This window comes from Nostoc sp. (assembly GCF_036919815.1).
Lineage (GTDB): Bacteria > Cyanobacteriota > Cyanobacteriia > Cyanobacteriales > Nostocaceae > Nostoc.
This window is the reverse complement of the sequence record NZ_JBALCE010000024.1, coordinates 1-16457: the sequence shown is the minus strand read 5'-3', so window position 1 is coordinate 16457 and position 16457 is coordinate 1. Positions and strand designations below refer to the sequence as shown.

General features: G+C 42.1%; 11 protein-coding genes. 8 read left to right on the top strand and 3 right to left on the bottom strand.

All coding sequences use genetic code 11. The features are described 5' to 3' along the window. Positions 1-23 precede the first annotated feature (23 nt). From V7K15_RS07185 to V7K15_RS07175, 3 genes are all read left to right on the top strand, one after another. Positions 24-995, top strand: a complete 972-nt coding sequence (locus V7K15_RS07185; RefSeq protein ID WP_334904359.1) for a tetratricopeptide repeat protein — start codon at positions 24-26, stop codon at positions 993-995. 201 nt (positions 996-1196) lie between these two features. After that, the gene (locus V7K15_RS07180; RefSeq protein ID WP_334904318.1) at positions 1197-2039 is read left to right on the top strand and encodes a methyltransferase domain-containing protein; all 843 of its coding nucleotides are present in this window, start codon (positions 1197-1199) and stop codon (positions 2037-2039) included. A gap of 420 nt (positions 2040-2459) precedes the next feature. Continuing rightward, positions 2460-3236, top strand: a complete 777-nt coding sequence (locus V7K15_RS07175) for an ABC transporter ATP-binding protein (protein WP_334904317.1) — start codon at positions 2460-2462, stop codon at positions 3234-3236. A 219-nt stretch (positions 3237-3455) separates the two neighbouring features. Here V7K15_RS07175 and V7K15_RS07170 read toward each other — a convergent pair whose 3' ends face one another. Together V7K15_RS07170 and V7K15_RS07165 are read right to left on the bottom strand one after the other, a co-directional pair. Then, a complete protein-coding gene (locus V7K15_RS07170) occupies positions 3456-3875 on the bottom strand; it encodes a hypothetical protein (RefSeq protein WP_334904315.1) in 420 nt (139 codons plus the stop codon). A 43-nt stretch (positions 3876-3918) separates the two neighbouring features. Then, a complete protein-coding gene (locus V7K15_RS07165; RefSeq protein WP_334904313.1) occupies positions 3919-4581 on the bottom strand; it encodes a GIY-YIG nuclease family protein in 663 nt (220 codons plus the stop codon). 126 nt (positions 4582-4707) lie between these two features. Between V7K15_RS07165 and V7K15_RS07160 the strand changes: the two genes are divergently transcribed. Both V7K15_RS07160 and V7K15_RS07155 read left to right on the top strand, forming a co-directional pair. Further along, positions 4708-5637, top strand: a complete 930-nt coding sequence (locus tag V7K15_RS07160) for a carbohydrate ABC transporter permease (RefSeq protein WP_334904311.1) — start codon at positions 4708-4710, stop codon at positions 5635-5637. A 78-nt stretch (positions 5638-5715) separates the two neighbouring features. Then, the gene (locus V7K15_RS07155) at positions 5716-6507 is read left to right on the top strand and encodes an Rpn family recombination-promoting nuclease/putative transposase (protein ID WP_334904309.1); all 792 of its coding nucleotides are present in this window, start codon (positions 5716-5718) and stop codon (positions 6505-6507) included. A 21-nt stretch (positions 6508-6528) separates the two neighbouring features. On the opposite strand, the gene V7K15_RS07150 is transcribed toward V7K15_RS07155, so the two are convergent. Continuing rightward, positions 6529-12219, bottom strand: a complete 5691-nt coding sequence (locus tag V7K15_RS07150) for a translocation/assembly module TamB domain-containing protein (RefSeq protein ID WP_334904307.1) — start codon at positions 12217-12219, stop codon at positions 6529-6531. Positions 12220-12483: 264 nt separating this feature from the next. Between V7K15_RS07150 and V7K15_RS07145 the strand changes: the two genes are divergently transcribed. From V7K15_RS07145 to V7K15_RS07135, 3 genes are all read left to right on the top strand, one after another. Then, complete coding sequence (locus V7K15_RS07145; protein ID WP_334904305.1) at positions 12484-12930, top strand: DUF3110 domain-containing protein; 447 nt, start codon at positions 12484-12486, stop codon at positions 12928-12930. A gap of 193 nt (positions 12931-13123) precedes the next feature. Continuing rightward, complete coding sequence (murQ, locus tag V7K15_RS07140) at positions 13124-14050, top strand: N-acetylmuramic acid 6-phosphate etherase (RefSeq protein ID WP_334904303.1); 927 nt, start codon at positions 13124-13126, stop codon at positions 14048-14050. Between the two features lie 913 nt (positions 14051-14963). Then, positions 14964-16184: a response regulator gene (locus V7K15_RS07135; protein WP_334904301.1), complete on the top strand. Its 1221-nt coding sequence runs from the start codon at positions 14964-14966 to the stop codon at positions 16182-16184. Positions 16185-16457: the final 273 nt, after the last annotated feature.

Below are 16457 nucleotides of genomic sequence, written 5' to 3'. Positions count from 1 at the left end.
AGTGGTTACATTTATTTTGCCAGATGACACTCTGTGGCTGCTCGACGTTTTTAGTATTGGCTACACCGACAATTACTAATTTCCCAGTCAGCAAGCTGCTGGCAGAAAACGCAATTTCTCAGGATTTGGAAGCAGCTAGTTTTTTCCAGCAAGGAGTCATGCGCTATAATCGCAAAGACTTACAGGGTGCGGAATATGCCTTTCGCCAAGCGTTGCAACATGACCCCAACCTGGGAGTAGCGCGGAACTATTTAGGTAATATCTTCTTGCAACAAAATCACCCGGAACGAGCGTTAGAAGAATATGCAGAGGCGGTTAAAGTTAATCCGAATTTTAGTGAAGGTTATTACAACTTAGGGTTAGTGTTGCAGCGACAAGGAGAAAAAGATGCAGCGATTACTGCTTATCGCCAGAGTCTGGTGATCGATCCCACAAGAGTAGCAGCGCTGTATAATTTAGGTTTGGCGCTGTATGAACAAGGACAGCTAGAGGAAGCGATCGCTACATACCAAAAAGCAATTAGTCTAGATAGCAGCAATGCTAATGCTTATTTTAACTTAGCGATCGCCTTGCAACAACAAGGTCAAATACAGCCTGCGATCGCCACTTATCGCCAAGCCTTACAGCTAGATCGTCAAAACGCCACAGCCTACAACAACATGGCCAATTTGCTAGCAATTCAAGGTGAAACTTCTGAGGCTATTTCGCTTTATCGGCAAGCTATTCGCCTAAATCCTAAAAATGCCTCAGCTTACTATAACTTGGGAGTAACTTTATATAATCAGGGCGAGATCAAAAAAGCCAGTGGAGTCTTGAAACGTGCTTATCAGGAGTATCGTCAGCAAGGCAACATTCAGCAAGCTGAGAAAATTGAACAGCTAATGCAGCAAATTGCCCAGAAAAGTGAGCAACAGCAACCTCAAGTTAGTCAAACAGCTACTCCTCCCCAGACTCCAGAACCTACAAGTAATTTACAGGACTTACGCAAACAATAGCCGAAACCCTTATTTTTAGGTAGGGGCAATTCATCGCCAGTTGCTACAAACTCCTCCACCCCCGCAACGCACTGGCTCCCAACCCCTCTCCTTACTAAGGAGAGGGGAGTTAACAATTCAAAATTTAATTAAAAACATACATGGTACCGTATATCTGTATGTTTTTTTTTAATTCTACTTCGTCTCAATACTACTTTTTTCATGAGTGCAACACTTTCCGAGCAAATTCAGCAATTTTACGATGCTTCCTCTGGTCTGTGGGAACAGGTTTGGGGCGAACACATGCACCACGGCTACTATGGCGCGGACGGTACCCAGAAAAAAGACCGCCGTCAGGCTCAAATTGATTTAATTGAAGAACTGCTCAATTGGGCAGAAGTAGAAGCAGCAGAAAATATCCTAGATGTAGGTTGTGGCATTGGCGGCAGTTCTTTATACCTCGCAGAAAAGTTTAATGCTCAGGCTACAGGGATTACATTGAGTCCTGTACAAGCCGCCAGAGCAACGGAACGCGCATTGGAAGCTAATTTGAGCCTGAGAACAGACTTTCAGGTTGCCAATGCTCAAGAGATGCCTTTTGCTGATAATTCTTTTGACTTGGTTTGGTCACTAGAAAGCGGTGAACATATGCCAGATAAAAAGAAGTTTCTCCAGGAGTGCTATCGAGTATTGAAGCCTGGGGGTAAGTTAATTATGGTGACATGGTGTCATCGATCAACTGATGAGTCACTATTAACGGCAGATGAACAAAAACATTTGCAGGATATTTATCGGGTGTATTGTTTGCCTTATGTGATTTCTTTGCCAGAGTATGAAGCGATCGCCCAGCAACTACCATTACATAATATCCGCACTGCTGATTGGTCAACCGCCGTCGCCCCCTTTTGGAATGTGGTGATTGATTCCGCATTCACTCCCCAAGCGCTTTGGGGCTTACTAAATGCTGGTTGGACTACCATTCAAGGGGCATTATCACTGGGATTAATGCGTCGCGGTTATCAGCGTGGGTTAATTCGGTTTGGCTTATTGTGCGGCAATAAGTAGGGTAGCACAGCCTTAATGTGAGAATTTTAATCCCAATTGCTTTCTCATTGTGATGTTTTCAGTAAGCAAAAGAGCATATTGCTTTCTCAAAATGCTTGATTGCTTTCTGATTTCAGTAGATTTAGCAAGCAAAAAGGCATATTGCTTTCTCAAAATGGTTGATTACTTTCTGATTTCAGTAGATTTAGCAAGTAAAAAGACATATTGCTTTCTGATTTCGGTAGATTTAGCAATCATTTTAGTGTTTTGGGTAAGCAAACGGCACTTTGCGTTCTCATTTGAGTAATTTACGCAGTAGCGATCGCAATTCCGGTAAATGGATAAAGTCGAGCTAAATCAATATGGGTATAAAGATGCTAAATAATCCACTCAACTCCTGTAAAATTAAGTTTCTCCTTTTTCATTTTTGAATTTCAGCTAATGCCACTTGAATTGCAAAATCTCACAGGCGGTTATACCTTAACACCAATTGTTCAAAACATTAACCTGACTCTGCAAACAGGAGAATGGTTGAGTTTAGTTGGTGCTAACGGCTCAGGTAAATCTACTTTACTCAAATTGCTGAGTCGTATTCTCACCCCACAGCAGGGAACAGTGCTACTTGATGGCAAAGCAATTCACTCTCAACCCCCAAATATAGTTGCACAAAAACTGGCATTATTACCGCAACAACAAACGGTTCCTGTTGGCTTAACAGTGCGACAATTAGTAAGTTTAGGACGCACACCACATCAACCTTGGTGGCAATGGGAATTAAACGCTCAAGATTTGGTGAAAGTTGAAGCTGCAATTAAAAAGACGCAACTAGAAAAATTGAGCGATCGCTTAGTCGAAGAACTCTCAGGCGGTGAAAGACAACGGGCTTTTTTAGCTTTAGCACTAGCGCAAGAACCAAAAGTTTTACTATTAGATGAACCGACAACTTTTTTAGATATCAACTATCAATTGCAACTATTGGAACTGCTTAAAGAACTGAATCAGCAGCAGGAATTAACTATTGTCACAGTTTTACACGAACTGAATTTAGCAGCCCGATATAGTTCTCGCATTGCATTATTAAAACAGGGTCATATTTGGGAAGTTGGTACACCAGAGCAAGTTCTGACACCAAATGCGATCGCTCAAGTCTTCGGTGTAGAATCAGTGATTATTCAGACACCTGTAGGATTACAGGTTTGTGCCATTTCTGCTGTTTAAAATCAAATCATAGTATCGTATCCTAAATTTTTCATAATCAAAAAACCTCCCAATAATCTGCCACAGGTATTTTAACTTTTCAACTGTAAATAATCTTAATCCTCAATTTTCATGCTGGCGTGTCTAGACTAGGGTTGGTTTATGTCTGCAAATGTTTGGAAAACTGGTATTTAATCAAGCGTGGAGGTATAGCATCTCCACACGGGCGATATGTTAATCTTATGGGCCGCCTGAAAGGTTATAGCCAATGTAGCAGTTACTGCCAGTACGAACAAATACACCTGTTGGTGTCCATTGCTTGATCTGTTTGATAGAAGGAGCATCTAGGAACAGTGGATAGGGTTCACCCAACAAGGTAGGTATTTGTCCAACTTGCGTAAGCGGCCACGACTTTTTATCTATCAAATCTAACTCTGTCCTACAGGGAAGCTGTATCCCGTAAGAAAAAACTCCAATGCACTTATTTGAAGCAATATAGACCCGATCACCGTATGAAACTCGGCAAGGTAATCCTCCTTTTCCTGGTAGTGCGTAGCCAAAAAAGTTAAAGCTCCACGGTAGAAATACAAGCAAAAGTACAGAAAATAGGATGAAGCCTACTATACCTAGCACTATGGTAGATTTCCGAATGGGACTCATATTTAGGTCACCGATGATCTAGCTAAGTTTAGAAACTGTCCACTTAAGATTTAGTTTCCTGTGTCTGTGCGTCAATAATTACACTCCAGTCATCGTTTTTCACAGCCGCTTCAAGTTGACGCTGACGTTCGGCTTCACTCGCATCTATTGTTTCTGACTCTTTAGAAAGGGTTGTGTCAGCCATTGCTTTCCGCAGTTTTAACTTTTTCTCTTCGTAGGCTTGGCGTTCAACCTCCGACATTACCGCCTTAGTAGCTTCGCCTACTGTACTAGCCCACATTTCGCCATCAGTTGCATTACCAGGTGGTGTGTTTTCGAGTTCTGCTATCCATGCATCTCGCAAATCTTCCATTTCTTGACGCTTGGGGAACTTAAACGTTTGCACACGTACAAAAGCACACTTTTGCTCATCATTTTGGCGAAGATGGCCGTTTAGGGAAAGTAACACATTTCGAGAATAGCCAATGTACTGCGTGTGGCGTTCTGCGTTTAATACGGCGTAAACACCTGCAATTTTCGCGTTCTGAGCAGCTGCGCTCCAAACCTGAAGGTCAATGATTTCTGTACCATCGTTTGCCAGTTCAGGAGTTATACTCACCTCAATGGCGGCGTGTTCGTCGTCGGAACTGTACAAAAAGTCATGTAGTCCACGGTGGTTTATGGGGACATTTTGATGTTCAATTGGCGAATTGTGCTGAGTTTCCATTGCAGTTTATCTCCGAGTTATTAATTAGCGTTACGCAAATATATGCCCTTAAAATATTGAAGCGTAAATCTACTCACATTCCCAAATTCTTCTTCTGACAAAGCGAAAACAACTATTAGAGCTTATATGAATCAATTTACGCCTAAAAATTGGATATTCATCAAACAACGACTGACTCCTTATTTATTTTTGCTACCTGCCTTGGTTCTTTTGGGGTTAACTGTCTTTTGGCCAGCGCTGCAAGCGTTTTATCTTAGCTTTACCAGCTATGAAGATATTGGCCAGCCGCCACAATGGATAGGTTTCGCCAACTTCCTCAAACTTTGGAAAGATGCAGTTTTTTGGAAAACCTTGGAAAACACTTTTTTATATCTTGTGGGTGTAGTACCAATTTTAGTAATTGCTCCCTTAGTGCTGGCAATTTTGGTAAATCAGAAACTCCGGGGGATGAATTGGTTTAGAGCAGCTTACTACACCCCAGTAGTAATTTCAATGGTGGTTGCGGGAATAGCTTGGAAATGGCTGTATGCAGAAAACGGATTACTCAATCAGTTCTTTAAAGCTTTAGGTATTTTTCCAGAAGGTATTCCTTGGCTAACTAGCCCAGACAAAATTTTTGGCATTGTACCAATTTCACTTGCCAGCGTCATGGCTGTCACCATCTGGAAGGGACTAGGCTACTACATGGTGATTTATTTAGCGGGTTTGCAATCAATTCCGGCTGATGTGTATGAAGCCGCAGCCATTGATGGCTCTGACGGTATTAGCAAGCATTGGGATATTACCATACCTTTGATGAAGCCATATTTAGCACTAGTGGCAGTGATTTCGGCTATTTCTGCGACCAAAGTGTTTGAAGAAGTCTACATCATGACTCAAGGGGGACCACTCAGTAGCTCGAAAACGATTGTTTATTATCTATATGAGCAAGCCTTCAATAATTTGGAAATTAGCTATGCTTGCACAATTGGGCTAGTGCTATTTTTGATAATTTTGGGGTTATCAATTTTGCGATTAATTATTAATCAGTACGGGGGTGATAATATCACAATCTGAATATTGACTTAATTTAAGTAGATTAAATTTAGAAAAATCAACCACGATAATCTGAAAATATTCAAATATCCAGAGTGCATGAAAACAGACACGATTTTTTACACCTTATTTCAAAATCTTCCAGGTGTCTTATTTGAACTTTTGGAACAATCCCAATCCCTGGCGTTACACTACCAATTTACCTCAGTAGAAATCAAAGAACTAGCGCGTCGCATTGATGGTTTATTCATACCCAAACCTGACTTCCCAGAAGACATAATCTATTTTGTTGAGGTACAGTTTCAGCGCGACGATGAGATTTACTGGCGAATAATCACAGAAACTTTTTTGTATATAAATCAATATAAACCTCAACGTTGCTGGCAAGCAGTATTACTTTTCTCTCAACGCAGTCTCGACCCAGGTGTGCCATTCATTTATCAAACATCATTAGCCCAACAGCAAATTCGGACAATTTATTTAGACGAGTTAGATAATGTACCATCATCTTCGATTGGGCTAGGAGTGATTAAGTTAGTAGTTGCAGCAGAAGATAAAGCCGTACAGCAAGCAAAAAACTTGATAAATAAAGTACAACAAACGGATGAAGCTAACCGTGGCAATCTCTTAGAATTAGTAGAGAGAATGCTTATCTATAAATTTGTAAACAAAAGTCAGCAGGAGTTGCAAGCGATGTTTGGATTAACCGATTGGAGACAAACTAAATTTTACCAGGAAGTAAAGGAAGAAACAAAGCTCGATACTATACCCCGTCTGCTTAAGTTTGGTTTAAGTATAGAGCAAATCGCCGAAGCATTAGAACTGGATGTTAAACAGGTACGACAAGCTATTGAGAACCAAGGAGAAGAGGGAACAGGAAGTAATTCATAATTCATAATTGAAGAGATTTTTTTAAAACCGTGTTTGATACTCTACTACTGCACGACTATCATCGCTTAAATTAGTGGAAGCACGCACCCGAAACTCATCGTTTATCCGGTAATTAACACCCCATTGGAAAGGGTCATTTGTTGTCAAAATTTTGATACTGGAAAAGGATATTTTAGAAGAAATATCAACCCCAGCCTCTGCTGCTAATTCCAAACTTGAACTGCTTCTTCCCGCTTCTGGATTATCAGAAATAACGGTAGGAAATATCCGCAGTTCACTTAAGCCAAAGGTACTGCCAATCTGGTTAAAAGCTGACTGAAAATTGTTGAACACGGCTGAACCTGCGATGTTAATCAGACCCAAAGTACTGTCACCACGTCCTTGGGTGTCTATAAACCCACCTCCTAAAAGAGCAACAATTTCAGTTTGACTACGTGACGGACTACTTGTTAGTTCTAGATTTTCATTTAGTTTGCTGGCTAGACCTTTGATAGTGGCTTCGACTCGAACACTCTCTAAGGCTGATAAACCTGTGGAATTTACCCGACTGAAATCATTATTTTGAGTTACGTCCAGTACTTTGGCAAATAGCTGAATATCTAAGTTGGGGTCACGGGGTTGAGAGGGACTAAAAGTTGCGGTGTGTTTATAGCCAGAAGCAAGGTTAAATTGGGTAGTAAATAAATTGACTCCACCTTTCTCTAAGCGGATAGTACCATCGGGTATTGGCTGATTGATTGAACCGTTAACGATGAGATTACCAGTTGCGCGGAAACTAAGAATAGGTGGACGGGTAATTTGGACGTTTTTGCCTAGTTCCAAATCTAGATTATTAAATTTGGCGATGCCTGACGGCAAGGCTTGAGCCAATGCATTTCCCATCCCATTCCCAATTCCGGGTTTGTTCTGCTTATTGGCTTTTGTGGGTGATACGCCAAGACTACTATTTGCAGATGAAGCAGTGCTGGTAGATTCTGCTAGCAATACTTGACCATCAAATAAATTTACTTTACCGCCAATTATGGGGTTAAGGGCAGAACCAGTAATCTGTAAATTGCCGCTAGCGCCTCCCTGGTAAAGTCCCTTAAGATTCAACGTTAGCTGATTGAGATTAACCGTCAGGGGATTGTTGATAACCACGTTCTCATTGTTGAAAATGGGAATTTCTCCAGCAACTTCTACGTTCCCACGGCTAAATCTACCCTGAAGATTTTCTACTAAGATGCTGTCAAAATTAAACAGCACTCTACCTGTAACACGTCTGAGTTTACCTGGCAAAGCCTGGGCTGAAAAAGTAGCATTATTAATAGTAGCAATTCCATTTACTTCGGGTTTTTTGAGTGTTCCGCTTACCTTGAGGTCTACTTCTCCTTCACCTTTCTCAAATACCACTTGATTAGTTAATGCGTTTAACAGTGCCAATCCCTCGTTTTCCAACTTCATATCCAGAGTTATTTGATCACTGTCTGGTGCGACGGAAGCAAAAGGCAATTTATAAGGTATGCTGCCAATAATATCAACAGGTTTTGGCCCAGCAACTGCTAGAGTACTACCAAAGTTTAAGCGTCCGTTGGCATAGCCGAAACTTGCTGTTGCTGACTTTATTTTTTTCTGATTTAGTATTCCTTCTGTAATTTGCAATTCCCCTTTAGCTTGGGGATTAGCAATGCTGCCTGCTAAAGCTGCTGTCGCGTTCAGATTACCTGTGATTCCAACTGGCAGTTTGACAAAATTATTCAGTACTTGTACCGGAAAATTATTCACCCGCAACTGACCAGATTGTTCGTCACCGCCAATGTTACCCGTGAAGGCAATCAGCCTGTTTTTAGACTCGATTCGTAAAGGTCGCAAACTCAAAACACTGTTTTCAAAGTTGCCTTCGGCAATCACTTTTTCGGCAGTATAAAAACGATGTTGTTCTTCCTTTTTACCCCAGGCAAAATTTTGTCCATTCAAATTAAATTCCACTGACAATCCATTGGCTGTAGCTGTATTTATAGCCACTTCCCCGTTGAAAGTTCCCTTTAAGTCTGCCAAATCCGGTATTGGCGTGGAATTAAATCGCTCTTGTTCCTGTTCTGCTACCAGGGCTTCAATTTCAGAAAACCGTTGGATTTGAGTTAATAAGGGCTGATTTAGCGACCCTTGGGGGTTGGTGGTCAGATCGTCTGCTGTGCCGTAGATTGCTGCTGAACCACCTGGCAAATTTTGTAAATCAAATACCTGTGCTACAGCTAGAACATCTTCGATTTTACCCTGGTTGACGTTGACTTTACCTTGTAGTTGAGGGCCTTTAGGAGTTTGAGCAAAAGTCCCGACAAGGGCGTAGCGGCTGTTACCTTTGACAAATTCACTAGTGGCGAGTGTGGCTTTACCATTGTCGTAACGGAATTGAGCAGCTATTCGATCGCCTTTAACTCGGCCAATTTGGGGATTTGCGATCGCTAAATTCCCTGTTGCTGCCAATGTCTGCTGATTAAACAGCAAATCCCCTGTTAACAACCCAGCTATCTTACCAGTACCTAGTCGAGTAATTGCTGGCGGAGTCAAATTCAGTATTTGTAAGGGGAAATTTGCAACTTTGAGTGTCCAATCATTCCCTTCAACATTACCTGTGGCTAATGCTTGCTGCCATTGTACTAAGAAGGATTTAGGGCGATTATTGGCATCTAAATTAAAGGCCAAGCGATCGCGATTACCTGCCAAGTTCAAATTTAACCCGCGTCCCTGTACTGAATCAATGTTTCCAGTTAATAACGGCTCAAAAGCAATATTTTGAACAACTAAGTCTCGTAAGTTGATTTGCCCGATCACATTTGGTAACGGTAACTTACCAGTGATTTGACCATTAAAATCTACTCTCCCCGCCACAGAAACCTGATTAGGAAGATTGATCGGTAACTGTTTTAGGTTGTAATTTTGGGCTTGGACGTTGAGATTTAAGGCAGTAATTTCCGGTATACCTGCCTTTTTTGCATTGGCTAATATGTTACCAGTAACATTTAAACCGGGAGCAGTTGCTCGCTCAATGGTTAGCCTTTCACCACTCCAAGCGATCGCAGCCGTCAAGGGTCGTTCAAGACCAGGGATACCTTGGGATAATTGCACCTGTCCAGCAGCACGCACATCAGCTAATTTGGATGATCCAAGGGTGCCAGCTAATTGCAACTGACCGCCAAATTCACCCCGCAATTGCTGATTTAAGCGATTTAATTCTACACCAGAAGCATTAACTACAGCTTGATAGCGACCATTCGACAATTGGATGTTAGAAGCTGCGATCGTTCCACCTGCAACATTCAGCCGTCCCTGAGCACTGGCTTGGATAGTTTGCGGTTTAAAAGAATCAACAGAACCCGCCACGTTTCCTTGACCATTTAACGTCCCTCGCAACTGCGGTGGTACTGCTACCAACTGCTGCAACGGGAGATTATTTACTTGAACTTGCGCCTGATATACACGATTAGCCACTTGGATATTAGAGGCTGCGATCGTCCCACCTGCAACATTAATTAGTGCCTGACCATTGGCTTGAATATTTTGCGGTTTAAAAGGATCAATAGCACCTGCGACGTTGAACTGACCATTTAACGTTCCTTGGAACTGCTTTGGTACTGTTGCCAACTGCTGCACAGGAACATTATTTGCCTGAACTTGCGCCTGATATAGATTATTAGCAATTTGAATATTAGAGGCTGTAACAGTCCCGCCGTCAATAGCAAGGCGACCCTCACCACTGCCACGTAGCGTTTTCAGACTGAAATTATCTCTGTTACCTGCGATTTGGAATGTACCCGCCAATGGATTATTTAAAGCTGGGGGAGACTGTTTCAATATTTGTGCCAGCCGCACATTATTAGCTACAAGTTGAGCAGAAAAGCTTTGGTCTTGCAGTTGGACATGAGAAATTGCAACTGTGCCGCCACCAATTTTAACTCCTCCGCCATCAGTGCGAATCGTGGCAATTTTAAATGGTGCTGTGCTACCTGAGAGGATGAGACGACCATTGTACTCTACCCCTGCCAAAGAGAGATTTTGCAGTTGACTTTTGTTTACAAAGGGTTCTAATTTTACCCCAGAGGCAACAGCCACAGCTTGCCAACGCTGATTAGCATAACTACCAGTTGCCTGTACTGTACCACCACTTACATTCAGAGCCACATTACGGAAAGAGACGGTGCGATCGCTAGCAATCGCTACTTCGCCAGTTCCGGGGTAAGTTCCATTAGGAGCTTGGAATTGTACCGCAGTTTGGGCATTAGTAGGAGTGCCAGTTAGTTGGGCTGTAGCTGAGACATTGCCGATTTGGAAATTGGGTGTTATTTCGTAAACTTTGGCGATCGCATCCCCTGGAACATTCTGGGCAGCGAAATTTAAATCCAGTCGCGGGCTTTTGCCAAGTTGAATTGTGCCAGCGCCCGTGATTTCACCACCAACTTTTGCTTTACCTTGAATATCTTTTAGAGTAATTAAAGAAGAATTAGTAACAAGCTCAAAGTTACTACTGATGCTATTAAAATCAACTTTGTCAATCCGGGCAGTTTTAATTGTGGCAACTGTACCTGAGAGAATTGGCTCTTTTGTTGATCCAGTAATCTGCAAAGAAGCTTGTACTTGTCCAGCGATCGGCACAGGTAGTTTTACCTTGAGAGTCTCCTGGGCATTAGCCAAACTCACCGAATTTACCCGCCCCGCCAGCTTAAAACCTGCTTGAGTGTCGATGATTCCCGTCGCCACTAAGGGAATTTTGCCGTAGTTGGTAGTAACATTATTTAACTGCAACTCTGTTCCTTGGAAGCGGAGGTTTCCTTGGGTATTGCTCAACAGTTGCGGCACTTTGGGTATTTGAACTGTTACGCCTTGCACAGCAGCGCTGCCAAACAATAAAGTCGGCTGTCCTGGCATCAACCGAACTAACAAGTCACCATTGGCTCGACCCGCCTGTAAGTTCACTGGTAACTTGATTAGACGAGTAATATCTTCAGCCAGCAAGTCTTGCGATCGCAACTGAAACTTTCCTGCTAGCATCCTAGAACGTGTCTCTCCCTGAATGGAAATAGTGCCACCACTATCTGCTTGACTCCCGACATCAAACCTGATGATCTGGTTGTTTGCTAAAAGTTGGGCAGAACCGTTCAGTTGAGAAAATGTTACAGGGGATGAGGAGGATGTTACTCCCCCTGCTCTCTTCTGCGGCATCAACGCCAGCTTGGCATTGCGAAACCGCAGGTAGTCCAAATCGGTTTTAATTGCGCCACCTTGACCAGACGACGCTATCTTAGTGGAAACCCAGCGCCCTTGGTTATCCTGTTCAATGTAAATATCTGAGTTGACTAAGGTGACATCTAGCTTTAGATGGCGGTTAAATATTAGTTGTAACAGGTCAAAACTTACCTCCACAGATTCGACTGCCGCCTGATCTGGATCTGTGGGTGTGGCTGGGATAGCTGAAGCCCCAAACTGCACTCCCGTCAACGAAAATTGTGTGACTCTTCCGAGTTTTACCGGGCGGTTGAGTGTAGTCGTGAGACTTTGTTGTGCTAAGGGTGTTAACTCTGTTTGCACAAAAGTCCACAACCGCCAAATACCGACGACAATTGCTAACAGTAAAAGTCCGCCCAAGGCAATGCTACCCCGACTCAACACCAGCAACCACAGACGCTTGCGGATAGGGGAAAGGGAGTGATGATCTTGATTGGAAGGGTTAGTCATTTGCTTTCACTGTATTAATTGCCGGATATCGCTGGCACACACAAGCATTAACTGGCAGATTGATTCACTATGCCATTTCCAGGATACGCCAACTAAATCCAAGACTCATTGGTTGAGTTAGGAGATTTGCTTGATCTAACACTTATGCTTAATAATATTGGCCTTTTCAGGAAAATCTGAGCTGAATAGAGTGAAAATTGTTCCTGTGACTTTCCCTGAGTCACAACCTAGAATTTTAATGTTAATAGACCTTAAAAAAGACAGATGATTACACCTATGCGTGTTTTTGTGTTAATGTTTAACGCTCGAACAGAAAATGAGGGGATTCACACGATTCGGGAGGGCGATGCCGAAGGCGGCAAGCTACGCAATAAAATTCTGATGTTCGAGTCAGAAGACGATGCCACGCGCTTCGCCCTGATGTTGGAAGCTCAGGACTTCCCCTCACCGACACCAGAACCGATCGATGCTGAGGAAATCAAGGAATTTTGCGAAAGTGCTGGATATGAATGGGAAATCATCCCAGAAAATACTAATTTAGTTGTCACTCCCCCAGAACTTAACGTGGAAGAAACCGACTGGCAAGCAGATGCCCAGAAGCAGGATACTGTTGAAGACACCTTCCCTCTGAATCAACAGCCACTAGAAGAACCCGAATTGTCTGATTCGGAACTAGAAAAGATGCGTCGCAAATTGGAAGGATTGTTGTAATTAGTCATTAGTCATTGGTTATTGGTGATTAGCCATTGACCAATGACTAATGACATGACATAAAATGCAAAACTTCATCCTGTCTCTAGCCTCCCTCTCCTTTATAAGGAGAGGGATTGAGGGTGAGGTAAGCCAGGGACATAAATTGTATATTATTTAATTCTTATTCCTAAGGACAAATGACAGAGGACAAATGACAAATTTGCAGGAACGCGGACATCTTTTAACCGAGATGATAAATCCTAACAGTCTTAACTTAGACCAGCTCAGTTCTCTGGAATTGGTGGAGCTGTTTAATAGCGAAGACCAAAACGCAGTTGCGGCGGTTGCGGCGGCGAAAATTGAGTTGGCACAAGCAATTGAGCGTACCGCAGAGCGTTTGCGCCACGGAGGACGCCTATTTTATATCGGTGCGGGCACAAGTGGTCGGTTAGGGGTGTTAGATGCTGCTGAGTGTCCACCTACTTTTTGCACGTCTCCAGAGTTGGTACAGGGGATTATTGCTGGTGGTGCGGGGGCGCTGGTACGTAGTTCTGAGGATTTAGAAGACAGTATTGAAGATGGTGAGGCGGCGATCGCTGGGCGACAGATTACCCAACTAGATGTAGTCGTTGGCATTACCGCCGGTGGGACAACACCTTATGTCCACGGTGCGCTTCATGCTGCGCGTCAACGGGGAGCCACTACTATTTTTATCGCCTGTGTTCCAGCTGAACAAGTTAGCTTTGATGCCGATATTGACATTCGCCTATTGACAGGGCCAGAAATAATCGCCGGCTCAACTCGTCTGAAAGCTGGTACAGCCACGAAGTTAGCTTTAAATATGCTTTCTACTGGGGTGATGGTCAAGCTAGGCAAAGTTTATGGCAATCGCATGGTGGATGTGGCCGTAACAAATCAAAAATTACGCGATCGCGCTTTAGGAATTTTACAAGACCTCACAGGTTTAAGTCGGGAAGCTGCTGGTTTTTTACTAGAACGTAGTGGCAAGTGGGTTAAACTAGCGCTATTGATGCACTGGACTGGTTTAGAAAAAAACGAGGGCGATCGGCTTCTTTCAGAACACCAAAGTAATCTCAGAGCAGCTGTTCTCAGCTATCAAAACCACAACCAACCTTAAAGAAATTTTCCTAAATAAGCCACTTCTACTTTCTGACTTTTCACGGCATCGGCAAAACCTCTCTTCTTCATCTCTCTCCTAGAAGGAGAGAGATGAAGAATTTTCCGCCTTAGAGTGTCGGGAAGGGGTTAGGGGGTTAAGTTTTTCATGAGCTTTTCCATACAACGTGAAAAACCACATCTACTTAGAAAAGTATAGTTTTTAAAAGTAGTGGCAGCATCTTGCTAAGATGCTGGTAGTACCCGGCAAGATGCCCACACTACTCCAGATTTCCAAATTGACGAGATTTAAATCTTTATATATGGCTGCTACTTGTCTTAGTACTTAATAGCACGCCTTTTTTCAGAATAATATTCCCTAGAAAAGTTCTCTAAAACTAATATCAATTAAGAAATGTAAATTTAAATCAATATTTTTATCAAAAGCAAAAATATCTGGAGACTGCTAATTATTTTTTAAACGAAAATTCAGGAGTTATACGGATATAATTCAGTACAGAAGTTATTAAAATAATATATTAATACTAAATTCATGATCATCTGGACTATAGCAACCTACTGGAGTGATGAGATATTAGCATAAAACTAAAGTCTTGCCAATAATAAACTCTGTAGTAGATGGATGACTTATTTACTAGCAAGATTTTTCTATTTTTCCATCTCCCTTGCTTTTAATAATCTTGATTTAGGCTGCTATATCCCAAATGTATTTGCACTTACTGACATAAACTTTGTCCATTTTAAAATTTGGAGTAGTGTGGACAAGATACCGGCTACTACCCGCATCTTAGCAAGATGCTCTCACTACTTTTAAAACTATGGTTCTCAAAATAGATGTGATTTATCTATCTGCTGACCATTATATAGCTAGTGTGGGTTTTTCAAGGGTTGGCTTTTAATAAAAGGAACAAACTATGCCCCATCGAGAAGTTATTTCAAATAATCTAGTAAAGGAATTTCAAAGTTGTACTCAGCTGCAATATAATGGCAAATTAAATATTAATAGTTCCAAGGGCAGCAAATGGACTTTTTACTATCGGCTGGGACGGATAGTTTGGGCAACAGGGGGAACTCATCCCTTCCGACGCTGGCGTAGACAGATGGCTCAAAATTGCCCCCAGATTGATGTTGATAAGTTGCAGTTGCATTTGCAAGACCTATCAATCGATTACTGGGATTATCGCCTTTTAGAAATCTTGTATAAAAAACAGAAAATCCATCGGGAACAGATTAATACTATTGTCGATAACACGATAGCAGAACTATTATTTGACGTAGCTATGCAAGGAAATTTTGCTTCTATAAGTTGCAATCGCAGCCAAGAAGTTATCTTAGAAGCACCAATGAGCTTTACAAGTACAGAAATGTCTGTAAAGCTGATGCAAGACTCCTGGAAAATTTGGTCAGAAGCTGGGTTAGCAAATTTTTCTCCTGACTTGGCCCCAATTCTGCGGCGAGCAGAAATACTCCAGCAGATGATAAGTCCATCTGTATACAAAAACTTTGTCAATTTAATCAACGGCAAATTTACTCTACAAGATTTAGCCGTGAAAATGAAGCAGGGTGTATTGCCACTCACGCGTTCGTTGCTTCCCTATATCCTTAAAGGAATCATTGAATTGGTGGAAGCACCTGACTTACCTTTAGCAGTTAATGAAGTCAACAATAACTCTAGCACCACACAAGCAAAGAAGCGGATTACTCCACTCGTGGCTTGCGTCGATGATAGCCCTCAGGTATGTAAAATGCTAGAGGATATTATCACTTCCAATGGATTGAGGTTTGTCAAGATTCAAGATGCTGTACAAGCTCTACCAATCCTCATTCAGGATAAACCAGACTTGATTTTCTTGGATTTGATTATGCCAGTTGCCAGTGGTTACGAAATTTGCACTCAGTTACGACGCATATCTACCTTTGCCAACACACCAATAATTATATTAACAGGCAATGATGGTTTTTTAGATAGAGTTCGTGCCAAGGTAGTCGGTTCTACAGATTTTCTCACTAAACCCGTAGTGCCTGATAAAGTGATGGCTATAATACGTAAATATTTACCTACACCAAGTGTATCCATCGACAAGAATAAATCTAATTTAGAAATTTTTAATCAGAGGGAATTAGAGGCTAAATAAGTAAGTCGGTAAGAAAAACTCAATGTATATAAAGACATATAAATTTGAATTAGGGGAGCCAGTGCCTTGCGCGGGTTCCCTGCGTTAAAGCAAGTGGCGTTGTGTTATGCCGTAGGCTAACGCACCTTAAATTGTTTACGCTCACTTAGGAATAAAAATTAAATAACATACAATTTATGTCCCTGGCTTACCTCACCCTCAATCCTTCTCCGATATATTGGAGAGGGAAGCTAAAGACAGGATGAAGTTTTCCATTTTATTTAATCTACCTAT